Genomic DNA, 22,145 nt, shown 5'->3' with positions numbered 1-22,145 from the left:
GGACAAGCTCGGCGGGCGCCTGCGCATCACCCTGCCTGGGGGCAACGGCTACCAGAGCCGCACGCACGCCAACGCCGCGCTGGCGCCCGGCGAATCGCAGGCGCTGCACTGGCGCGTGCAGCCCGACGACCACACGCAGAGCTTCCTGGAGATCTGGCTGCCCGACGGCGCCGGGGGCGTGAGCCTGACGGTCGCGCCGCCGGACCGCCCCGACCAGACGGTCACGCTCACGCAGGGCCAGTCGGGCATGTGGGCGAATGCGCAGGGCCTGCCCACCTGGTCGCTGATCTACCCGTCGAGCAGCGCGCTGGGCCGGGGCACCTGCGCCCTGCTGGCGTTGGAATGCACGGCCAGCCACGACCCTGAGCACCCGCTCGCGCCCTGCGGCGTGTGGAACGTGACCCTGCGCAACCGGGGGCGCACCCCCGTGGTGTTCGACGCCTACGTGGAGCGCGACGACGTGGCCCTGGGCGTGAGCACCGGCGCGCGACAGTCGTACCTGGAAGACCGGCACTACGACACCCTGGGCAACCTGAATGGCTGGGTCGACCAGCCGGGCAACCCCACGGCCATCCGCCGCAGCGGCGTGTTCAACAGCCTGTCCACCGGGCAGCGCACCATCAGCGTGGGGGGCACGCGCGTGGCCGACAGCGGGCCTCAGGAACTCGCGCGCTTCGCGCGCTACTCGCCGCAGCGGCCCGACCCCGGCCCCGCCCGGCCGCAGCGCCCCGGTGTGAAGATCACACCGGAAACCCTGGCGGCCTGCGACAGCAACACCGCCCTGTGGGGCGTGCGCGGCGTGGGCAGCCTGAGCGGGAGCACGGTGCGGCTGGCAGGGACCAGCTCGTCGGCCCCGAAGGAAGCGCGCCGCCTGCTCAACGACCTGGGTTGAGACCGACCCCGCCGGGCCGCGGCCTCGGGGGCCGTGGCCCGCGCGGCGGCGCGGCGGGGGGCCCATGCCCCCTGCCGGCTCACCAGCGCGCCGGCAGGTTCTTCAGCAACCAGAGGCGCCGCTCGCGCACGGCGACGTAGCCGCCGTTCTCCAGGTCCTTCAGCAGCCGGCTCACCATCTCGCGCGAGCAGGCCAGGTGCTGGGCGATCTGCTGGTGTGTCAGCCGCTCGCGCAGCGGGCGCGCGCCGTCGTCCTGCGGCGCCAACGCCCAGCCGTTGAGCAGCTTCACCAGACGGCCGTAGACGTCGATCAGCGCCACGCTGCGCGCGCTTTCGGTGGCCAGGCGGGCGCGCCGGATCAGGCGCGCCATGAGCTCGAAGGCGAATTCCGGGTGCTCGGCGATGTAGGCCAGCAGGCGCTCGCGCGTGATGACCGAGCAGGTGCTGGCCTCGGCCGCTTCCACGTTGGCCGAGCGCGGGCCGCCGTCGAGCGACATCTCGCCCACGTATTCCAGGGGGCCGTACAAGCCCAGGGTGAGTTCGCGGCCGGAGGCGTCGGCCACATAGGCGCGCAGGCGGCCCTGCAGCACGATATAGAGGGTGTCCCCGGTTTCGCCTTCCTGAATCAGCAGGGCGCCGCGCCGGTAGCGGCGTTGGATGCCTTGCGCGGCCAGTGCTTCGATGTGCTGCGTGTTCTGCGAAGAGAGTGTCGAAGCGCTGGCGGGGGGCATCCGGTGGGGTCTAGGGGTGGGAGTAACCCGCCGGATTGTGCGCGACCGGCGTGATGATGCGCAAGGCAGGCACCACGGGGGGCAGGCTGTTCACGCGCTGCAGCAGCCGGCGCACGCTGCTGGCGCCGGCCTTCTCGCGCAGGGTCTTGACCTGGCTGCGCACGGTGGAGATGGCCACACCGTTCTCGGCGGCGATTTCCTGCACGTCCAGGCCGCGGCACAGGGCCAGCATCACCACCTCTTCGGTGGGGCTCAGGCTCAGGGCGCGGGCAAACATGCGCACGGCCAGGTTGTCGCTGGCGCTCTGGCGCGACAGCAGCACCAGCACGGTGGGCGAGTCGTCTTCCAGCGGGTGCGACAGCGGCGTGAAGGCCATGGACAGGTCGCGCTCGCCTTCGCGCATCAGCAGCAGGCGGCGCTGGCCCCGGCTGGCCGCGTCCAGCGCCTGCTGGATGCGCTCGCTGTGCTCGGCGCTGCTGCCCATGAGGCTGCCGCTGCAGGCGCGCAGCACGCGCCGCTGCGCCAGTTCGTGGCGCGCCAGGTGGTTGGCGTGGAGGATGCGCCCTTGCGGGTCGAGCAGCAGCATGCCGTAGTCCACCTCGTCGAACACCCTCAGCAGGTGCGCCTGGCTCAGCGCCCGGGCCTCGCCCGTGGCGTACTGCGTGCTGTTGCCCCAAACCGTTTCCGTTGCCTGTCGCATATGAATACCTCCGTATGACTGGAAGTGTTCCATTCGCCGGCGCCGAAAGCTGTGCCGTGGTGGGGCCGAAACCTGTGATCCATTCACATTCCGCCCCCCCGCCGGCGGGAGCGGATCAGCGCTTGAGCGCGGCGTCGCGGATGGCGCTCAGCGTGCCCCGGGTGGTGATCACCTCGGGCGACAACGGCACCACGATGAGCGTTCCGCCAGGGTGCGCGAGCGCGCGCCGCAACGCCGGTTCGACGTCGGCGGTGCGCTCCACGCGCTCGCTGGCGTAGCCATAGGCGCGCGCCAGGGCCGCGAAATCGGGGTTGTTCAGGTTCGAGCCGCTCACCCGCGCCGGGTACTCGCGCTCCTGGTGCATGCGGATGGTGCCGTAGCTGCCGTTGTCCAGCAGCAGCACGATGCTGCGCGCGCCGTGCTGCACGGCGGTGGCCAGCTCCTGCCCGTTCATGAGGAAGTCGCCGTCGCCCGCGATGGTGAAGGCGGTGCGCCCGGTGAGGAGGGACGCCGCGATGCCGGCCGGTACGCCATAGCCCATGGCGCCGTTGGTGGGCGCCAGTTGCGTCTTGTGGCCACGCGCCAGGCCCGGGTAGCGGTAGAAGCGGTGCAGCCAGCTGGCGAAGTTGCCCGCGCCGTTGGTGAGCACCGCGTCGGCCGGCAGCAGGCGCTGCAGCGTGTGCACGATGGCCGGCATGTCGATCGGCCCGGGCAGTTGCACGCCGCCGTTGGCGGGGTCGACGTTGGCCAGGTAGTCGGCGTGGCAGGCCTCGGTCCAGGCGGACCAGGGCAGGCTGGGCGGCGGGCTCAGCACCTCCAGGCTGCGCGCGGCGGCGTTCATGCTGGCCTGAATGGCCAGCGCGGGCTGGTACACCCGGTTCAGTTCCTCGGCGCTGGCATGGATGTGCACCAGCCGCTGCCGGGGCAGCGGCGCCTCGATCAGCGTGTAGCCGCCGGTGGTGCTTTCGCCCAGGCGCGGGCCCAGGGCGATGAGCAGGTCGCTCTCGCGCACGCGGCGCGCCAGCGCGGGGTTGATGCCCAGGCCCACGTCGCCCGCGTACTGCGGGTGGTGGTTGTCGAAGGTGTCCTGGAAGCGGAAGGCGTTGGCCACGGGCAAGCGCCAGGCCTCGGCGAAGCGCTGCAGGGCGGCGGCGCTCTGCGGCGTCCAGCCACCGCCGCCGGCGATGACGAGGGGCCGCTCGGCCGCCAGCAGCAGCGTGCGCAGCTCGCGCAGCGCGCCCGGGTCGCTCCAGGCCTGCACCGGCTCCACGCGCGGCAGCGGCACGCTGTCCACGCGCTGCGTGAGCATGTCCTCGGGCAGCACCAGCACCACCGGGCCGGGGCGGCCGTTCATGGCGGTGGCGAAGGCGCGCGCCACGTACTCGGGAATGCGGCGGGCGTCGTCGATGCGCTCCACGCGCTTGGCCATGCCCTTGGTGGACGGGCCGAAGAAGGCGGCGAAGTCCACCTCCTGGAAGGCCTCGCGGTCGCGCGCGTCGCTGGCCACGTCGCCCACGAACAGCACCATCGGCGTGCTGTCCTGGAAGGCGGTGTGCACGCCGATGGAGGCGTTGGTGGCGCCCGGCCCGCGCGTGACGAAGCAGACGCCGGGCCGGCCCGTGAGCTTGCCCTGGGCTTCGGCCATGAAGGCGGCACCGCCCTCCTGCCGATTGGTGACGAAGCGGATGCGCTCCGCGTGCGCGTGAAAACCGTCGAGCACGGCCAGGAAGCTCTCGCCCGGCACGCCGAAGGCGTGCGTCACGCCTTGCTCGATCAGGCATTCGACCAGCAGGTGGCCCGCGAGCCGGGTGGCCGCGCTCATGCGGTGGCCACCCGCTTGCCCACGCCCAGCGCGGCGTAGGCGGACAGGGCCAGCACCACCGCGCCGCCGGCCAGCGTGGCCGCGTACCAGCCGTGGTCCATGAGCACACCGAACACCAGCGGCGCGAGCGCAAAGCCCACGTCCAGGCCCGAGTAGACCGTGCCGTACACCCGGCCGGTGGCGCCCTTGGGCGTGGCACGTTTGATGAGCATGTCGCGGCTGGGCCCGGCCACGCCGAGCGCGAAGCCGGTGATGGCCAGCACGGCCATGGTGCCGAACTCGCCGAACCAGCCGGTGGCGCACAGCAGCATCAGCAGCGCGCCCAGGCCCATGCCCCAGGCCAGCACCGTGTCGCTGGAAATCTGGTGCCGCTGGCCATAGACGGTGACGAAGCCGCCGACGAACATGCCGAAGGCCGAGCACAGCATGTAGGCGCTGACGGTCAGCGTGGCCGCCTCCATCGAGGTGCCGTACAGCGCCTGCAGGATGGAGGGCACGAAGCTCTGCACCACGGCCAGGGTCATGGTGGAGAGCAGGAAGAAGGCGAAGCACCACCACACCACGGGCAGCTTCAGGAAGGCCAGGTCGTGGGGGCCGGCGGCGTGCGCCGCGGGGGTGCGCACCACCACCTCGGTGCGCAGCTTGTCCCGCTGCCACCAGAGCAGCGCCAGCACGCCCGTGTACAGCAGGGCAGCCGAGTAGTAGGCCGTGCGCCAGTCGCTCAGGCTGGTGATGCCGACCAGGAAAACCGGCGCCAGCGCCCAGCCCAGGCTGCCCGTCACGCCGTGCACGCTGAAGGCATGGCCCAGGCGGGCGGTGGACACGCGCTGGTTGAGGATGGTGAAGTCACAGGGGTGGAACGGCGCGTTGCCCAGGCCCGCGAGCACGGCCGTGGCCATCAGGCCCCAGTAGCCCGTGGCCTGCGAGGCCACCAGCGAGGCCAGCAGGAAGCAGCCGATGGCGGCGAACAGCACCGGGCGGGCGCCCACGCGGTCGACCAGGAAGCCCGACAGCGCCTGGCCCACGCCAGAGATGATGAAGAACACCGTCATGAGCAAGCCCACGTCGGCGAAGCCCAGGCCGAAGTCGCGGATGAACACGGGGAACAGCGGCGCCAGCAGCATGTGGGAGAAGTGGGAGGTGCCGTGCGCCAGGCCGACCAGCCCGATGACGGCGGCGTCTTGCCTGAGGGGAACGGGGTTCGCGGGCGGCAGCGTGCCCAGCGCGGTGGCAGCGGAAGTCATGGGCCGAGATGGTACCCAGGCGGCACCCGACCCGGGCGCCCACGGGCTTTCGCCGGGAGGTGCCGCGCCACCGGCTTGGTCGGGCCGCTGGCGCCGCCCCTTGAGGGGCACGCCGGGCGGCGGCAGAGGTGGGCCCTTATTGCACGCTGACCGGCTCGAGCACCGGCGGCGCGCCCGAGGCCAGCACCGTGTCCAGCGCCGTCTGCACCACCGGACGGGCCTCCACCGGACGCAGCCAGCGGTTGCGGATGAGGCGCACGCAGACGCGCTTGGTCATGGAGTGCGCCCGGCCGCCGCGGCTGGTGAACATGAACAGGGTGCCGCGCGTGCTGGCCCAGATGAGCTGGGCGCGCAGCCACTCGCCGTGCGAGTACATGTCGACCCAGGTGCCTTCGCGCAGCGACATCAGCAGCTGCTCGGCGTCCATGGCCGGCTCCTCCAGCGGCGCGTGGTCGGAATCCCCCTCGCCGTGCAGGCTGCCCAGGTCGGAGGCCAGGGTGTCCTCGAAACCGGCGTTGGCCAGCTCCTTCTGGCCCAGCCAGGGTTGCGCCGCCGCCTTGGGCAGGCGCTGCTCGGGCGTGGCCGGCGCGAATTCGTCGAGCCGGGTGGGGTCGAAGGCGGGCTCCAGCGGGATCGGGTCGGAATGGCCCGAGTCGCTGCGCACCTTGGCGCGGCGCAGGCCCAGCACGGGTTCGTGCAGGCGCATCAGGGCGTCGAAGAAGGGCTGGGTTTCCTCGCGCGACTTGCCCAGGGCGTCCAGCCCCTGGTGCAGGGTCTTGATGAGGCCGGGCACGATGCGGAACAGGTCGGCCGGGCGGCGCAGGGTCACTTCCTTGCGGATGCTCCAAAGCAGGTCGGTGACCGCCTTGCGGTAGGCGTTGAGCTCGGCCTGGCTGTCGGGCAGGCCCATTTCGGCCTGAGCCAGCACCAGGGCCCAGCTGCCGTAGATGAAATCCAGAATGAAACCCGGCGCGTTCTCCACGTCGGGGCGCTGGCTCAGATCCCAGGCGGTGCGGTCGGCCAGGGCCTGGCGCTCTTCGGCGTGGCGCAGGGCGTGCAGGCGGTCGTTCTGCAGCTGCTGTTCGCGGTCGTCTTGCGAGCGCCAGTGGCCGCGCAGCTTGTCGAGCGCCTCGCCAAAGGCCTTGGGCTCCTTGCTGGCGCGCTCGTTGAGCTGGCGGAAGGCATCACGCACCGGCCCAAAGAAGGATTCGAACTCCTCGCTGAACTCGTCGTTGTAGCGGAAGCTGCGCTGCGCCACGCTTTCGACGAGGCGGCGCGCGGGGTGGGCGTCTTCGTTGAAGTAGCGCGGCTCGGTCAGCGCCTGGCTGAGCAGCGCGGGCTCCAGCGCCACCACGGCCTCGCGCACCGGCGCCAGCAGCAGCGGGTCGCGCGCCACCTGGTTGACCAGCTTGCGCACCACGTCCAGGCCGATGGCCTGGCCCACCGAGCGGGCCTGGCGCTTGAGGTCGAGCAGCGCGCGCGTGCGCGCGACGGCGCTGGCGAAATCGCCCCAGGCCTCGGCCTTGAGCTGGGAGCCGATGCTGACGCCGCGCGCCGGGCGGTCCACCACGGGCAGGTCGCGAAAGCGCGTGCGCTCCTCTTCCAGCACCGCGTCGTCGAGCACGGGCAACGAGGCCTCGGCCTGCATCGCGGCCATTTCGCGATCGAGCTGGCGGAAATACTGCTCGTTCAGCGCCTGCGCGTACTCCTCGCCGCCCTGCTGCAGGAACTGCTGCATCACGTCGTGGTCGAGCGTGGGGTGGGCGCGCGCCAGATCGCCCATGGCCGGCATGAAGGGATGGACCGGCTCGGGCCGGGCCGGCGCGGCCTCGGTGGCCACGCCACCGGGCGTGAAGCCGAAATCGAGCAGGTCGCGCTTGGGCTGCGCGGGCCGCGTGGCCTGCGGATCGGCCACCAGGCGCACGCGGTAGCTGGCCTCCTGCACGTTCGCGCGCTGCAGCATCAGCGCCAGGCTTTCGTACAGGCCGCGCAGCTCGCGGCCCAGCACCGGGGCCAGGTGGCGCATCCAGAGTGTGCGCACCTCGGCGTCGCTCTCGCTGGCGGTCAGCATCTCGCGCAGCACCCGCACGTAGACCGAGGGGCGCAGCGGGTTCTTCTCGGCGTGCACGGTGTCCAGGCCGATGAGCGAGCTCATGCGGGCGTCGAGCACGGCCAGGGCCTGCTCCACCTCGGGCAGCAGGTTCTGCAGCAGCTTGGCGGACTCGATCGACTCGGCCACCGCGTTGTCGTCCACCAGCGCCAGCAGCTCGGTGTTGGACAGCAAGGCCAGGCTGGAGGTATTGCCTTCGTTGTACCCGGTGTGAAAGGCCGCTTTCAGGCGCTGCGCGAAATTGGGGCCCCAGCCATTGCGGTGCTTGAGCAGCGCGAACCAGGACCGCGCCGCGCGGTCGCGCGCGGCCACCTCGCGCATGTCCTTCTCCTCGGCCTGCAGGGAGGACACGCCCACGTCGATGCAGCGCCCCAGCATGGGCGCGGCGTGGCGGACGGCTTCCTCGAAGCACTGCTCCAGCAAGGGAGAGGGAACGGTCATGTCGGCAAAGGGGCCAGGGGAGCGGCGGTCACCAGTGATGAAAGCATCACGTGATGCAGGTCACGGTTATAGCCGCCCGGGGTGTGAACGAAGTGGTGATCGGCCGATTTCCGGACAGGGGTAGCCCCTGGGGCTCCAACCGGTCGCCCGGGGCTGCCGGACGGCCCCGCAGGCGGGCGCCCGCGCCTGGCCCGGAACTTGTATGCCTGGGTGCCTGGCGCGGTTTCACGGTGAAGTCACGCCACCCATGCACGCTTCAGGAACATGGAAGGCCATCTCTACACGAAGACGCCGCGCGCCTGGGAGGCGCTGGCCCGCCCCGACGGGCTGGACCGCCGGGCGCACACCCTGCTGCTGATGGCCAACGGCCGGCGCAGCTTGCGCGAACTCTCGCGCCTGCTGGACGAGGACGTGCACGAACTGGCCCGCCGCCTGACCGCGCAGGGCTATCTGCTGGACAACCAGGCACCGGCGCTGGCCGACGCGGACGACGAGGCGGCCTGAGGGCCGGCCGCGCCGCCACGCGCGGCGGCGCATCAGGCCATGGGCAGCGGCTCGCCGAACTCGAACACGCCCGGGTTGCGCACCGGGTCCACGTCGACCGGAATGGCCGACTTGGGCGGGTAGCGGCCCTCCAGCAGCAGCTTGGACAGCGGGTTCTCAATGCGCTGCTGGATCGCGCGCTTGAGCGGGCGCGCGCCAAACACCGGGTCGAAGCCGACCTTGGCCAGCTCGCCCAGCGCCGCCGGCGAGACCTCGAGCTTGAGGTCCATCTTCTGCAGCCGCGCCTGCAGCGCCTGCAGCTGGATGGCGGCGATCGCCTCGATGTTCTTGGCGTCAAGCGCGTGGAACACCACGGTCTCGTCGATGCGGTTGAGGAACTCGGGGCGGAAGTAGCCCTTGAGCTCGCCCCACACGGCTTCCTTCACCTCGTCGTAGGGCTGGCCGACCATGGACTGGATCATGTGCGAGCCGATGTTGCTGGTCATCACGATCACGGTGTTCTTGAAGTCCACGGTGCGGCCCTGGCCGTCGGTGAGGCGACCGTCGTCGAGCACCTGCAGCAGCACGTTGAAGACGTCGGGGTGGGCTTTCTCCACCTCGTCGAGCAGCAGCACCGAGTAGGGCTTGCGGCGCACCGCTTCGGTGAGGTAGCCGCCCTCCTCGTAGCCCACGTAGCCGGGCGGCGCACCGATCAGGCGCGCGACCGAGTGCTTCTCCATGAACTCGCTCATGTCGATGCGCACGAGGTGGTCTTCGCTGTCGAACAGGAAGCCCGCCAGCGCCTTGCACAGCTCGGTCTTGCCCACGCCGGTGGGGCCGAGGAACAGGAAGGAGCCGGTGGGCCGGTTCGGGTCGGACAGGCCCGAGCGCGAGCGGCGGATGGCGTTGGCCACCGCGCTGATGGCCTCGTCCTGGCCGACCACGCGCTGGTGCAGGCGGTCTTCCATCTGCAGCAGCTTGTCGCGCTCGCCCTGCATGAGCTTGCTCACCGGAATGCCGGTGGCGCGCGCCACCACCTCGGCGATCTCTTCGGCGCCGACCTGGGTGCGCAGCAACTGCGGGCGGCCGCCGGCCTTCTTGCCGGTCTCGGCCGCCTGGGCGTCCTTCAGGCGCTTTTCCAGTTCAGGCAGCTTGCCGTATTGCAGCTCGGCGACCTTGTTGAAGTCGCCCTTGCGGGTGAACTCCTCGATCTGGTGGCGCAGCTTGTCGATCTCTTCCTTCACCTGGGCCGAGCCCTGGGCCTGGGCCTTCTCGGCCTTCCAGATCTCCTCCAGGTCGGCCAGCTCGCGCTTGAGCCGGTCGATCTCCTCGTCGATCAGGCCCAGGCGCTTCTGCGAGGCCTCGTCGGTTTCCTTCCTGATGGCCTCGCGCTCGATCTGCAGCTGGATGAGCCGGCGGTCCAGCCGGTCCATGGCCTCGGGCTTGGAGTCGATCTCGATCTTGATCTTGGCCGCGGCCTCGTCGATCAGGTCGATGGCCTTGTCGGGCAGGAAGCGGTCGGTGATGTAGCGGTGGCTCAGCTCGGCCGCGGCCACGATGGCCGGATCGGTGATCTCCACGCCGTGGTGCACCTCGTACTTTTCCTGCAGGCCGCGCAGGATGGCAATGGTGGCCTCCACCGACGGCTCGTCCACCAGGATCTTCTGGAAGCGGCGCTCCAGCGCGGCGTCCTTCTCGATGTACTTGCGGTACTCGTCCAGCGTGGTGGCGCCCACGCAGTGCAATTCGCCGCGCGCCAGCGCGGGCTTGAGCATATTGCCCGCGTCCATGGCGCCTTCGGCCTTGCCGGCACCGACCATGGTGTGCAGCTCGTCGATGAAGACGATGGTCTGGCCTTCGTCCTTGGCCAGTTCGTTCAGCACGCTCTTGAGGCGCTCCTCGAACTCGCCGCGGTACTTGGCGCCGGCCAGAAGAGCGGCCATGTCCAGGCTGAGCACGCGCTTGCCCTTCAGGCTGTCGGGCACCTCGCCGGCCACGATGCGCTGGGCCAGGCCCTCGACGATGGCGGTCTTGCCCACGCCGGGCTCGCCGATCAGCACGGGGTTGTTCTTGCTGCGCCGCTGCAGCACCTGGATGGCGCGGCGGATCTCGTCGTCGCGGCCGATCACCGGGTCGAGCTTGCCCGCGCGGGCGCGCTCGGTCAGGTCCATGGTGTATTTCTTGAGCGCCTCGCGCTGGCCCTCGGCCTCGGGGCTGTTGACCTGTTGGCCGCCACGCACGGCGGCGATGGCCGCCTCCAGGCTCTTGCGCGACAGGCCGTTCTCGTTGGCGATGCGGCCCAGTTCGCCCTTGGCGTCGGCCACGGCGAGCAGGAAGAGTTCGCTGGCGATGAAGGCGTCGCCGCGCTTGATGCCGTCCTTTTCGGTGGCCTGGAGCAGCTTGGCCAGCTCGGGGCCGACCTGCACCTGTTCCTGGCCCTGCACCTGGGGCAGCCGCTTGACGGCCGCCTCGGCCGCCTGCACGAGGCCGGGCACGTTCACGCCGGCGCGCTGCAGGATGGACACCGGCCCGTCGGTCTGGCGCAGCATGGCCAGCAGCAGGTGCACGGGTTCGATGTAGGCGTGGTCATTGCCCAGCGCGAGCGACTGGGCGTCGGCCAGGGCTTCCTGGAATTTGGTGGTGAGTTTGTCGAGACGCATGGGAGGGGCGCTCCGAAAATGTGGATTGCCAGGCACATGGCGGCGATGGGGCCATTTTCAAGCCGGCCCGGCCCCCTGCCAACGCCCGCGCTTGATCCAGGTCAAGCCGGCCCGCCTCGCCAGCCTCAGCGGCGCCAGTAGGCGTAGGGCCAGGCCAGCTGGAAACCCGCGCGCTGGTACAGCGCCAGCGCCGGCGCGTTGCCGGCGTCCACCTGCAGGAACACGCGTGGAATGCCGCGGCGCAGCGCCTCACCGGCCATGGCGCGCAGCACCATGCCCGCCAGCCCGCGCCCGCGCTGGCGCGCCGCCGTGCGCATGCCGTGCACGCCCAGCCAGCCATGGCCGACGCTGGCGGCGCCGCAGGCCAGGGTCTGCCCCGCCTCGCTCAGGCTGACGAAGCGCGTGCCTTGGGCGCGCGAGAGCGCGCGCGAGCGGCTGGCGCCGTCCACCGGGTCCAGGCCCTCGCCGAGGAACATGGCGAGCCAGGCGGCGTCCGGGGCATCGGCCAGGCGCAGCTCGACGCCGTGCGGCGGGTCGGGCAGGCGGCGCAGCAGCTCGGCCACCTCGGCGATGTGGGTCTGCGTGGGCTGGGTCCGCCGGAAGCCGCGTTCGCCCAGAGCCTGGGTGAAGGCCGCCCACTCGGGCCATTCGGGCAGGCGCCAGGCCACGGGAAAGCCACGCGCGCGGTAGCGCTCCGCGATGGCGTCGATGAGGGCGGGATCGGGGGCCGCGTGCGACAGCGGCACCGCGCACTGCGCGCGCCCCACGGTGCCGCGGTCCATGGGCAGCAGCCAGCCCGTCAGGCCATCGTCGAGCCGCTCGGGCGCCACGGCCTGCACCGTGTTGCGTTCGATCGCCTCGACGGTGCCGCTGTCCATGCCCTGGGTCCTCAGGCGTTGTTCGCCGGCAGGCCCCAGCGGGCCAGTGCGGCGTCGTCGCTCACGCGCGCGTCGACCCAGCGCGCGCCCTCGGGCGTTTGCTCCTTCTTCCAGAACGGCGCCTGGGTCTTGAGGTAGTCCATCAGGAACTCACAGGCCTGGAAGCTCTGGCCCCGGTGGGCGGCGCTGACGACCACGAGCACGATCTGGTCCAGTGGCTGCAGCGGCCCCACGCGGTGGATGACCCGCGCACCGAGGATGTCGAAGCGCCGCAAGGCCTCGTCGATCATGGCCTCGATGGCCTTTTCGGTCATGCCAGGGTAGTGCTCCAGCTCCATCGCGCTGACGGCCAGGCCGTCGTTGCGGTCGCGCACGGTGCCGATGAAGCTGCAGACCGCGCCCACGCCCTTGTCCTGCAAGCGCAGCAGCGCGACCTCGGTGCTCAGGTCGAAGTCGGCGGTCTGGATGGAAACGCGCGCGGCCATGCTCAACCGCCGGTCACGGGCGGGAAGAAGGCCACCTCGGCGCCGTCGGCGAGCGCGGCGCTTTCGTCGGCCATGGCCTGGTTGAGCGAGACGCGCACGGCCTTGCCGCGCGCCAGCGCCTGAGCGTGCGCGCCGCCGCGCGCGATGAGTTCGTCGCGCAGCGCCGCCAGCGTGGGCGCGGCGGTGCTCAGGCGCTCGGCGCCGGTGCCGATGGCCTCGCGGATGGAGGCGAAGTAGCGCAGCTGGATGGTGTTCATGCAAGCAGGTCCGACAGGGCGATGAAGCGCACGGTGTCGCCCGGCGCGATGGTGGTGCCCGAGGGGTTGTCGACCAGGCCGTCGGCCCAGACCACGGAGGTGAGCACGCCCGAGCTCTGGTTCGGGAACAGCTCGACGCCGCCGCTGGCGTTGCGGCGCGCGCGCAGGAACTCGCGGCGCCTGTCGGCGCGCGGCAGGCTGAAGTCGGCGCGCAGCGGCAGTGCCGCGGGCAGGCGCAGGGCGCGCGGATCGGCGATACCCTGCAGCTGCAGCAGGAAGGGGCGCACGAGCAGCAGGAAGGTGACGTAGCTGGACACCGGGTTGCCCGGCAGACCGATGAAGTGGCAATGGCTGCCCACGCCCTGCCCCGCCCCCGCGTCGCGCCGCACATGGCCGTAGGCGAAGGGCTTGCCGGGCTTCATGGCGATCTGCCAGAGGTCGAGCCCGCCCAGTTGCTGCACCGAGGGCTTGATGTGGTCTTCCTCACCCACGGACACGCCGCCGCTGGTGAGGATCAGGTCGTGGTGGTCGGCCGCCGTCTTGAGCGCGGCCAGCGTGGACTCGCGCTGGTCCGGCACGATGCCGAGGTCGCTCACCTCGCAGCCGAAGCGCTGCAGCAGTGCGCGCAGGAAGAAGCGGTTGGAGTTGTAGATGGCGCCGGGTTTCATGGCCTCGGGCGGCACCTCGCCGGGCATCACGAGCTCGTCGCCGGTGGAGAACAGGGCCACGCGCGGGCGGCGCACCACCCGCAGATGGGGCAGGCCCAGGCTGGCCGCCAGTCCCAGGGCGCCTTCGTCCAGGCGCTGGCCGCGCGCCAGCACGGTGGCGCCGCGCGCCACGTCCTCGCCCGAGCGGCGCACCCACTGGCCGGGTTCGGGAATGCTGTCGATGTGCACCGCGTGCAGGTCGCCGCCGACCTCGCGCGTGTCTTCCTGCATGACCACCGCGTCGGCGCCTTCGGGCATGGGGGCGCCGGTGAAGATGCGCGCGCAGGTGCCGGGCTGCAGCGGCCCGCCCGCGTGGCCGGCCGGGATGCGCTGGCTGATGGGCAGCACCACGCCTTTGTCGGTCACGTCGGCGCAGCGCACGGCGTAGCCATCCATGGAGGAGTTGTCTTGCGGCGGCACCTGCAGGGCACTCACCAGGTCCTGCGCCAGCACGCGGCCCACGGCGTCGATGGTGGGCACCGTGTCGGTGTCGGCGAGGGGCGTGGCGCGGCCGAGCAAGGCGGCCAGGGCGTCATCCAGGGCCATCAGGGGCGCGCGGGCCGGAGCGTTCATGGGGCGTCGGGAGGTCTGTAGTGGAACCGGCTGGCATTGTCGACCAGCCACGCGGCCACGTCATCGGGCGCGTTCAAATCCAGCACCGGGCGTGCGGGTGGTTCGGGCAGGGCCGCGGGGCTGTCGGTGGCCACGGCCAGCACCCGGGGCTGCGCCGGGTAGATCACGGGCTGGCCGCTGGCCTGGCGCCAGACCTCGATCTTGGGCAGGCTGCTGCCCTTGAAGCCCTCGACCAGCACCCAGTCCACCTCGGCGCTGAGCCGCGCGATGAGCGCGTGCACGTCGTGCGTGGCCTCGGTCTCCAACTCGCGCATGAAGACCACCCGCCGGGGCGACGCGGCCACGATCTCCACGGCGCCGGCCTCGCGGTGGCGCCAGGTGTCCTTGCCGGGGTGGTCGATGTCGAAGCTGTGGTGCGCGTGCTTGATGACCGAGACGCGGTGGCCACGCAGGCGCAGGGCGGGAATGAGCTGTTCGACCAGCGTGGTCTTGCCAGAACCCGAGAAGCCCGCGAAGCCGACGACGTTCACCGGATCGCCCTCCGCGCCGCGCACGGCGGGGCTGGTCGCCTGGGGAACGGCCCGGCGGCGCTCATGCGGCCGCGGTGCGCTCGGCGATGTAGGCCTTGACCCGGTCGACGTCGGCCGGCATCACGGTCACGCGCTTGGGCAGCGACTCGATGCCCACGTAGGCGGCCGGGCGCTCGGGCTCGTGGCCCAGGGCCTCCACGATGGTCTCGGCGAACTTGATCGGCAGCGCGGTTTCCAGCACCACCATGGGCACGCCGGGCTCGAGGTGCTCGCGCGCCACCTTGACGCCATCGGCGGTGTGGGTGTCGATCACCACGGCGTGGCGCCGGTCGACCTCGCGGATGGTGGCCAGGCGGTCGGCGTGGGTGCTGCGCCCGCTTTGGAAGCCGTAGTGCGCGGCGGCATCGGCGAAAACGGCATCACCGCTCAGGTCGAAGCGGCCCTCGCGCGACAGCGCGTCGGCGAACAGCGCCTTGCAGCGCGCCGGGTCGCGGCCCACGAGGTCGAAGACGAAGCGCTCGAAGTTGCTCGCCTTGGAAATGTCCATCGAGGGGCTGGAGGTCTCGTGCGTGTCGGCGCTGCCGCGCACGCGGTAGACGCCGGTGCGGAAGAACTCGTCGAGCACGTCGTTCTCGTTCGTCGCCACCACCAGCCGGTGGATGGGCAGGCCCATCTGCCGCGCCACGTGGCCCGCGCAGACGTTGCCGAAGTTGCCGCTGGGCACGGTGAAGCTCACGCGCTCGGCGTTGTGGTTCGCCGCCGGACCGCCCCCAGGCGAATCAGCCCCCTCGGGGGGCTGCGAACCACGCGCAGCGGGGAGCGTGGGGGCTCCGCTGGTGGCCTGGAAGTAGCCGGCGAAGTAATAGACCACCTGGGCCAGCAGCCGCGCCCAGTTGATGGAGTTGACCGTGCCGATCTTGTGGCGGCGCTTGAAGTCGAGGTCGTTGCTGACGGCCTTGACGATGTCCTGGCAGTCGTCGAACACGCCCTCGATGGCGATGTTGTGGATGTTCGGGTCCGTCAGGCTGAACATCTGCGCCTGCTGGAAGGGGCTCATGCGGCCGTGCGGGCTGAGCATGAAGACGCGCACGCCGCGCTTGCCCTTCATGGCGTGCTCGGCCGCGCTGCCGGTGTCGCCGCTGGTGGCGCCCAGGATGTTGAGCGACTCGCCGCGGCGACCCAGCTCGTACTCGAACAGCTGCCCCAACAGTTGCATGGCCATGTCTTTGAAGGCCAGCGTGGGGCCGTTGGACAGGGCCTCGAGGTAGAAGCCGTCCTCGAGCTGCTTGAGCGGCACGATGGCCGGGTTGCCGAACACCGCCTCGGTGTAGGTGCGCTCGCAGAGGGCACGCAGGTCGGCCGCGGGAATGTCGTCGATGTAGAGCGAGAGGATCTCAAAGGCCAGCGCCGCGTAGCCGCCGGGCTTGCCTTCGTTGAAGACCGCGCGCAGGCGCTTCAGCGCGGCGGCGTCCACCTGCGGGTAGCGCTCGGGCAGGTACAGGCCGCCGTCGGGCGCCAGCCCTTCCAGCAGGATCTCGCAGAAGCGCTTGCGTTCGGCGTGGCCGCGCGTGGACAGGTAACGCATCAGCGGAGCTCTTCCTTGCGGATGCGCACGATGGGCGACAGCACCGTGGGCAGGGCCTGCAGCTCGGCCAGCACCTTGTCCATGGTGCCTTCGCGCGTGTCGTGCGTGAGGATGATGAGGTCGGTGCTGGTGGCGCCCTCGCCGCCCACCTCGTCGGCCTCGCGCTGCAGCACGGCGTCGATGCTGATGCCGTTGAGCGCGAGCACGCCCGTGACCTTGGCGAGCACGCCGGCCTCGTCGGCCACGCGCAGGCGCAGGTAGTAGCTGGTGACCACCTCGCTCATGGGCAGCACCGGCAGGTCGCTCAGGGCGTCGGGCTGGAAGGCCAGGTGCGGCACGCGGTGGTGCGGGTCGGCCGTGTGCAGGCGCGTCACGTCCACCAGATCGGCGATCACGGCGCTGGCCGTGGGTTCGCTGCCCGCGCCCTTGCCGTAGTACAGCGTGGTGCCCACGGCGTCGCCGTGCACCACCACCGCGTTCATCGCCCCCTCGACGTTGGCCAGCAGGCGCTTGGCCGGCACCAGACAAGGGTGCACGCGCAGCTCGATGCCGCGCGGCGCGCGCTTGGTGATGCCCAGCAGCTTGATGCGGTAGCCCAGCTGCTCGGCGTAGCGGATGTCGGTGGCCGACAGCTGGGTGATGCCCTCGACATAGGCCTTGGGGAACTGCACCGGGATGCCGAAGGCGATGGCGCTCATGATGGTCGCCTTGTGCGCCGCGTCCACGCCCTCGATGTCGAAGGTCGGGTCGGCTTCGGCATAGCCCAGGCGCTGCGCCTCCTTGAGCACGACCTCGAAGTCGAGCCCCTTGTCGCGCATCTCCGAGAGGATGAAGTTGGTGGTGCCGTTGATGATGCCGGCGATCCACTCGATGTGGTTGGCCGAGAGGCCCTCGCGCAGCGCCTTGATGATGGGGATGCCACCGGCCACGGCGGCCTCGAAGGCCACGATCACGCCGCGCGCCGAGGCCGCCGCGAAGATCTCGGTGCCGTGCACCGCGAGCAGGGCCTTGTTGGCCGTGACCACGTGCTTGCCCGCCGAGATGGCCTCCATCACCAGGGCCTTGGCGATGCCATAGCCGCCGATGAGTTCGATCACGATGTCGATGTCGGGATTGGCGATCACCTCGCGCGCATCGCCCACGACGGTGACGCCCTCCCCCACCACGGCCCTGGCGCGCGCCACGTCGAGGTCAGCCACCATGGTGATCTGGATGCCGCGGCCGGCGCGGCGGCGGATCTCTTCCTGGTTGCGTTGCAGCACGTTGAAGGTGCCGCTGCCCACGGTGCCAATGCCCAGCAGGCCCACTTGAATCGGTTTCATCGGTCGGTGAAAAAGGAAAAACTCAGTTGCCGTGGCGTTTTCGCCAGTGTTCAAGGAAGCGCGCGACGCGGCCGATGGCCTCGCGCAGGTCGTCCTCGTGCGGCAGGAAGACGATGCGGAAGTGCTGGTTGTCGGGGTAGTTGAAGCCCGATCCCTGCACCAGCATCACGCGGGTTTCCTGCAGCAGTTCCAGGAACAGCTGCTGGTCGTCCTGCACGGGGTACATCGCCGGATCGAGCTTCGGAAACATGTAGAGCGCCGCCTGCGGCTTGACGCAGCTCACCCCCGGGATCGCCGTGATGAGTTCGTAGGCCAGGTCGCGCTGGCGGCGCAGGCGCCCGCCCTCCTGCACCAGGTCGTTGATGCTCTGGTAGCCGCCGAGGGCGGTCTGGATCGCCCACTGGCCTGGCACGTTGGCGCACAGGCGCATGTTCGAGAGCATGTTCAGGCCCTCGATGTAGTCCTTGGCGGGTTTCTTGTCGCCCGACACCACCAGCCAGCCCGCGCGGTAGCCGCAGGAGCGGTAGCTCTTGGACAGCGAGTTGAAGGTGAGCGTGAGCACGTCGTTCGACAGGCTGCCGATCGGCACGTGCTTGACGTCGTCGTACAGCACCTTGTCGTAGACCTCGTCGGCGAAGATCACCAGGCCGTGCTGGCGCGCCAGGCCCACGATCTGCTGCAGCAGCTCCTTGGGGTACAGCGCACCGGTGGGGTTGTTCGGGTTGATGACCACGATGCCCTTGGTGGCCGGCGTGATCTTGCGGCGGATGTCCTCGATGTCGGGCATCCAGCCCTTGGACTCGTCGCACATGTAGTGCACGGGCGTGCCACCCGACAGACTGGCCGCCGCCGTCCACAGGGGGTAGTCGGGGGCCGGCAGCAGCAGCTCGTCGCCGTCATCGAGCAACGCGTTGGTCGCCATCACGATCAGCTCGCTGGCGCCGTTGCCGAGGTAGATGTCCTCCAGGGTGACTCCCTGGATGCCCTGCAGCTGGGTCTCGTGCATCACCGCCTTGCGCGCCGCGAAGATGCCCTTGCTGTCGGAGTAACCCGCCGAATTCGGCAGGTTGCGGATCATGTCCTGCTGGATCTCCTCGGGCGCATCAAAACCGAACACCGCCAGATTGCCGATGTTGAGCTTGATGATCTTGTGGCCCTCTTCCTCCATCTGCCGCGCCGCGTCCATGATGGGACCGCGGATGTCGTAGCAGACGTTGGCGAGCTTGGCGGATTTCTGGATGGTCTTCAAAGTCCCTCCGAGGGCGGAAGCCTGGCACGGGAAGGCTAAGATGGATGCCGCGCCGGTCACGAGCAAACTTGCGATTTGACCACAGTTCTCCAGCTCGCCCAGGGCGCGAACGCCCCATGAAACTGCACGCCGACACGCCCCACCAACTCGCCATCACCGCCCTCGGCGAGGGCTGGATCGCGATCAACGGCGAACGCCACACGGCCAGTGTGGTGCTCACGGCCAGCGGGCAACTGCGCCCCTGGAACTGCCAGCGCTTCGAGGACCTGGGCCCGGGGCACTTCGAGGAACTGCTGGACCCGGCCGGCGTGGCGCCGGAATTGGTGGTCTTCGGCAGCGGCGCGCGGCTGCGCTTCGTCGCACCCCGGCTGCTGCGGGCCCTGCTGGAACGGGGTATTGGCGTGGAAACCATGGACACAGCGGCCGCCTGCAGGACCTACAACATCCTGGCCGGCGAAGGGCGCCGCGTTGCGGCGGCCCTCCTACAAGAAGGTGGTTCCCAGCCCGTATCCGGGTAATCGGGCCCCCAAAGAGGTAAAATACTGGGTTGTTGCCCGGTCAGACCTTCCGTATGCATGCGCAGCGTCGGTCCGGCCACTCGGGCAGCCAACGCAACACCATCCACTTACGTCAGGGGTCTCCACAGCATGGCCGTCGTTGTCAATAAACCCATCCCCGAGTTCGAATCCCTGGCCACCGGCGGCGTCAAGGTCAGCCACCAGAGCCACCTCGGTCAGACGCTCGTGCTGTATTTCTACCCCAAGGACAATACGCCTGGCTGCACCACCGAGGCCATGCAGTTTCGCGACAAGTACAAGGATTTCGTCAAGGCCGGCGCCCAGGTGTTCGGCGTCTCGCGCGACAACATGAAGTCGCACGATGACTTCAAGGCCAAGCTGGAGCTGCCCTTCGAGCTCATTGCCGACACCGAGGAAAAGATGTGCCACATGTTCGGCGTGGTCAAGAACAAGATCATGTACGGCAAGAAGGTCAAGGGCATCGAGCGCAGCACCTTCCTGATCGGGCCCGACGGCGTGCTGCGCCAGGAGTGGCGCGGCCTGAAGGTTCCCGGCCACGTCGAGGAAGTGCTCAAGGCGGTCAAGGCGCTCAAAAAGGCCGCCTGAACGCCTGGTGGTGCGGCGCAGCGACACCCCGCTGCCCCACCGCGTCACCGCGCTTTCGGTGACATGCGGAAGGTGTATAGTGATTCGCATGTCTTCGGGCATCTTCCCTGTCCACCGCTGTTTCCGCCCCCTCCGACGCACGCAAAGCCGCCCGGTTTTCCCGGCGGCTTTTTGTTTTTTCGAGCCCGCGCGCTGAACGCCAAGCCCACATGCCCCTGCCCCCCGCCCCCTCCAAACGCGCCGCCCTCCTCGCCCCCGACGCCTACACCCTCAAGGCCTCCAACGCCAACCTCGAAGATTTCGACGAGCGCACCGGCGGCCTGAACATCCTCCCGGATGACGATACGCTGGCGGCGCCCGCACCGGTCGACGCACCCGCCCCGCGCAAAACGCGTCCCGCGCCGGCCGCCAAGACCCGCCGCGCACCGGCCCCCGCCCTGGAACTCAAGGACCGCGCCGAGCGTCCCGAGCCGGCCGCGCCCGCCTCCACCAGCCTCGCTCCCTCCTCGCCCGTGGCCGCCCCGCGGCGCCGCGCCGGCGGCAAGGTGGCCAGCGGCGGCCCCGCCCGCCTCTTCGTCCTCGACACGAACGTGCTGCTGCACGATCCGATGAGCCTCTTCCGCTTCGAGGAACACGACATCTACCTGCCGATGATCGTGCTGGAAGAGCTGGACGGCCACAAAAAGGGCATGACCGAGGTCGCCCGCAACGGCCGCCAGACCAGCCGCACGCTCGACGCCCTGGCCGCCCAGGCCGGTGGCGACATGACCAAGGGCCTGAAGCTCTCCGCCACCGGCCACCAATCCGCGCGCGGCCTGCTGTTCTTCCAGACCGAGCCGCTGCTGAGCGAGTTGCCCCCGTCCCTGCCCCAGGGCAAGGCCGACAACCAGATCCTCGGCGTGGTGGCTGCGCTGCGCCAGCGCCACCCCGATCGCGACGTGATCCTGGTGTCCAAGGACATCAACATGCGCGTGAAGGCGCGCGCATTGGGTCTGGCCGCGGAGGACTACGAGAATGACAAGACCCTGGACGACGGTGAGCTGCTGTACCCGGGCTCGCTGGCCCTTCCACAGGACTTCTGGACGCGCCAGAGCAAGACCATCGAAAGCTGGCAGAGCGGCAGCCACACGTTCTACCGCGTGAGCGGCCCGGCGGTGGGCCAGTTCCACATCAACCAGTTCGTCTACTTCGAAGCGCCGGGCGAGCCCTCGCTGTACGCGCGCGTGACCGAGATCCGCGACAAGACCGCGGTGCTCAAGACGCTCAAGGACTACACGCACCTCAAAAACGCCGTCTGGGGAGTCACCAGCCGCAACCGCGAGCAGAACTTCGCCCTCAACCTTCTGATGGACCCCGAAATCGACTTCGTGACGCTTGCCGGCACGGCCGGCACGGGCAAGACGCTGATGGCTCTGGCCGCCGGCCTCACGCAGGTGCTGGACGACCGGCGCTACACCGAGATCATCATGACCCGCGCCACCGTCAGCGTGGGCGAAGACATCGGTTTCCTGCCCGGCACCGAGGAAGAAAAGATGGGCCCCTGGATGGGCGCGCTGGACGACAACCTGGAGTTCCTGGCCAAGGGCGACGGTGGCAATGCGGGCGAATGGGGTCGCGCGGCCACCAATGAACTCATCCGCAGCCGCATCAAGGTCAAAAGCATGAACTTCATGCGCGGCCGGACCTTCATGAACAAGTACGTGATCATCGACGAGGCGCAGAACCTGACGCCCAAGCAGATGAAGACGCTGATCACGCGCGCGGGCCCGGGCACCAAGATGATCTGCATGGGCAACCTGGCGCAGATCGACACGCCCTACCTCACTGAAGGCTCCTCGGGCCTGACCTACGCGGTGGACCGCTTCAAGGGCTGGCCGCACGGCGGGCACATCACGCTGGCGCGTGGCGAACGCTCAAGGCTCGCCGACTTCGCCTCCGAAGTGCTCTAAGGCCCGCCTTCATTCGGGTGGCGCGCCACCGTCGGCCTCGGCCAGGCCCACCAGAACGGAGAGCAACAGCCGGACATCGGCCTCACGGCGCACGTCGACGTCGATGACCGGCACGCGCCAGCCCGCCGCCTCCAGGCCAGCGCAGTAGGCCTCGACGCCGGGCGAAGGATGCGTCTCCAGCCGCCCCACGCCCACCACCGTGGGCAGGGGCCCGATGGGCCCGGCCAGCACTCGCAGGTGCCACTCCACCTGGGCAATGGGGTCGGTTTGGCTGTTGTCGACCAGCACGATCAAGCCCAACGCGCCGGCGGCGGCGGGGGGCAGGCCATCCAGCGCCCTCCCGCTTCCGTCGAGGCTCATGGGCACGGCGATGCCCTCACCAATGGATCGGCTGGCGGTGGCCT

Annotated in this window: 18 protein-coding genes and 2 pseudogenes; 5 read left to right on the top strand and 15 right to left on the bottom strand. The window is 70.1% G+C overall.

Annotated elements, in window-relative coordinates:
* Window positions 1-892 (top strand): annotated as a pseudogene (locus tag BGO22_RS20955) (hypothetical protein); the annotation flags it as partial.
* A gap of 79 nt (window positions 893-971) precedes the next feature.
* Here the strand turns inward: BGO22_RS20955 and BGO22_RS20950 are convergent.
* The 5 genes from BGO22_RS20950 to BGO22_RS20930 form a co-directional block, all read right to left on the bottom strand.
* Window positions 972-1,622 carry a Crp/Fnr family transcriptional regulator gene (locus BGO22_RS20950; protein WP_070397844.1) on the bottom strand — a complete coding sequence of 217 codons (651 nt, stop codon included), beginning with the start codon at window positions 1,620-1,622 and terminating at the stop codon, window positions 972-974.
* Window positions 1,623-1,632: 10 nt separating this feature from the next.
* Window positions 1,633-2,322 carry a helix-turn-helix transcriptional regulator gene (locus tag BGO22_RS20945; protein ID WP_070397845.1) on the bottom strand — a complete coding sequence of 230 codons (690 nt, stop codon included), beginning with the start codon at window positions 2,320-2,322 and terminating at the stop codon, window positions 1,633-1,635.
* Window positions 2,323-2,437: 115 nt separating this feature from the next.
* On the bottom strand, window positions 2,438-4,144 hold the full coding sequence (locus BGO22_RS20940; RefSeq protein ID WP_070397846.1) for a thiamine pyrophosphate-binding protein: 1,707 nt from the start codon (window positions 4,142-4,144) through the stop codon (window positions 2,438-2,440).
* A complete protein-coding gene (locus tag BGO22_RS20935; protein ID WP_070397847.1) occupies window positions 4,141-5,388 on the bottom strand; it encodes an MFS transporter in 1,248 nt (415 codons plus the stop codon). The genes BGO22_RS20940 and BGO22_RS20935 overlap by 4 nt, the downstream gene beginning before the upstream one ends.
* A gap of 136 nt (window positions 5,389-5,524) precedes the next feature.
* The gene (locus BGO22_RS20930) at window positions 5,525-7,939 is read right to left on the bottom strand and encodes a DUF1631 family protein (protein WP_070397848.1); all 2,415 of its coding nucleotides are present in this window, start codon (window positions 7,937-7,939) and stop codon (window positions 5,525-5,527) included.
* A gap of 264 nt (window positions 7,940-8,203) precedes the next feature.
* On the opposite strand from BGO22_RS20930, the gene BGO22_RS20925 reads away from it, so the two are divergent.
* Window positions 8,204-8,443 carry a hypothetical protein gene (locus BGO22_RS20925; RefSeq protein ID WP_070397849.1) on the top strand — a complete coding sequence of 80 codons (240 nt, stop codon included), beginning with the start codon at window positions 8,204-8,206 and terminating at the stop codon, window positions 8,441-8,443.
* A gap of 32 nt (window positions 8,444-8,475) precedes the next feature.
* On the opposite strand, the gene clpB is transcribed toward BGO22_RS20925, so the two are convergent.
* The 9 genes from clpB to BGO22_RS20880 form a co-directional block, all read right to left on the bottom strand.
* Entirely contained in the window at window positions 8,476-11,082 is a 2,607-nt protein-coding gene (clpB, locus tag BGO22_RS20920) for an ATP-dependent chaperone ClpB (RefSeq protein WP_070397850.1), read from the bottom strand.
* A 125-nt stretch (window positions 11,083-11,207) separates the two neighbouring features.
* Window positions 11,208-11,960, bottom strand: coding sequence for a GNAT family N-acetyltransferase (locus BGO22_RS20915; protein WP_070397851.1), 753 nt, complete (start codon window positions 11,958-11,960; stop codon window positions 11,208-11,210).
* Between the two features lie 11 nt (window positions 11,961-11,971).
* On the bottom strand, window positions 11,972-12,445 hold the full coding sequence (locus BGO22_RS20910; RefSeq protein WP_070397852.1) for a molybdenum cofactor biosynthesis protein MoaE: 474 nt from the start codon (window positions 12,443-12,445) through the stop codon (window positions 11,972-11,974).
* 2 nt (window positions 12,446-12,447) lie between these two features.
* The gene (locus tag BGO22_RS20905) at window positions 12,448-12,702 is read right to left on the bottom strand and encodes a MoaD/ThiS family protein (RefSeq protein ID WP_070397853.1); all 255 of its coding nucleotides are present in this window, start codon (window positions 12,700-12,702) and stop codon (window positions 12,448-12,450) included.
* The gene (locus BGO22_RS20900) at window positions 12,699-13,982 is read right to left on the bottom strand and encodes a molybdopterin molybdotransferase MoeA (protein WP_070397854.1); all 1,284 of its coding nucleotides are present in this window, start codon (window positions 13,980-13,982) and stop codon (window positions 12,699-12,701) included. The genes BGO22_RS20905 and BGO22_RS20900 overlap by 4 nt, the downstream gene beginning before the upstream one ends.
* Window positions 13,979-14,512: a molybdopterin-guanine dinucleotide biosynthesis protein B gene (mobB, locus tag BGO22_RS20895; RefSeq protein ID WP_070398232.1), complete on the bottom strand. Its 534-nt coding sequence runs from the start codon at window positions 14,510-14,512 to the stop codon at window positions 13,979-13,981. Before mobB ends, BGO22_RS20900 begins: the two co-directional genes overlap by 4 nt.
* 61 nt (window positions 14,513-14,573) lie before the next feature.
* Window positions 14,574-16,097, bottom strand: a complete 1,524-nt coding sequence (locus BGO22_RS20890; protein ID WP_070397855.1) for a threonine synthase — start codon at window positions 16,095-16,097, stop codon at window positions 14,574-14,576.
* On the bottom strand, window positions 16,097-17,419 hold the full coding sequence (locus BGO22_RS20885) for a homoserine dehydrogenase (protein WP_070397856.1): 1,323 nt from the start codon (window positions 17,417-17,419) through the stop codon (window positions 16,097-16,099). The genes BGO22_RS20890 and BGO22_RS20885 overlap by 1 nt, the downstream gene beginning before the upstream one ends.
* Before the next feature lie 22 nt (window positions 17,420-17,441).
* A complete protein-coding gene (locus tag BGO22_RS20880) occupies window positions 17,442-18,668 on the bottom strand; it encodes a pyridoxal phosphate-dependent aminotransferase (RefSeq protein ID WP_070397857.1) in 1,227 nt (408 codons plus the stop codon).
* A 116-nt stretch (window positions 18,669-18,784) separates the two neighbouring features.
* Here BGO22_RS20880 and BGO22_RS20875 point away from each other — a divergent pair, with 116 nt between their 5' ends.
* The 3 genes from BGO22_RS20875 to BGO22_RS20865 all read left to right on the top strand — a co-directional run bounded on the left by BGO22_RS20875 (window position 18,785) and on the right by BGO22_RS20865 (window position 21,741).
* Window positions 18,785-19,186, top strand: a complete 402-nt coding sequence (locus BGO22_RS20875; protein WP_070397858.1) for an Mth938-like domain-containing protein — start codon at window positions 18,785-18,787, stop codon at window positions 19,184-19,186.
* A gap of 129 nt (window positions 19,187-19,315) precedes the next feature.
* Window positions 19,316-19,792, top strand: a complete 477-nt coding sequence (locus BGO22_RS20870; protein ID WP_070397859.1) for a peroxiredoxin — start codon at window positions 19,316-19,318, stop codon at window positions 19,790-19,792.
* A gap of 209 nt (window positions 19,793-20,001) precedes the next feature.
* On the top strand, window positions 20,002-21,741 hold the full coding sequence (locus tag BGO22_RS20865) for a PhoH family protein (protein WP_070397860.1): 1,740 nt from the start codon (window positions 20,002-20,004) through the stop codon (window positions 21,739-21,741).
* Window positions 21,742-21,750: 9 nt separating this feature from the next.
* Here BGO22_RS20865 and BGO22_RS20860 read toward each other — a convergent pair.
* Window positions 21,751-22,145 (bottom strand): annotated as a pseudogene (locus tag BGO22_RS20860) (hypothetical protein); the annotation flags it as partial.

Source organism: Hydrogenophaga sp. 70-12, from assembly GCF_001897365.1.
Taxonomy (GTDB): domain Bacteria; phylum Pseudomonadota; class Gammaproteobacteria; order Burkholderiales; family Burkholderiaceae_C; genus Hydrogenophaga; species Hydrogenophaga borbori.
The sequence above is the reverse complement of the archived record's forward strand: the minus strand, read 5'-3'. Positions and strand labels throughout refer to the sequence as shown.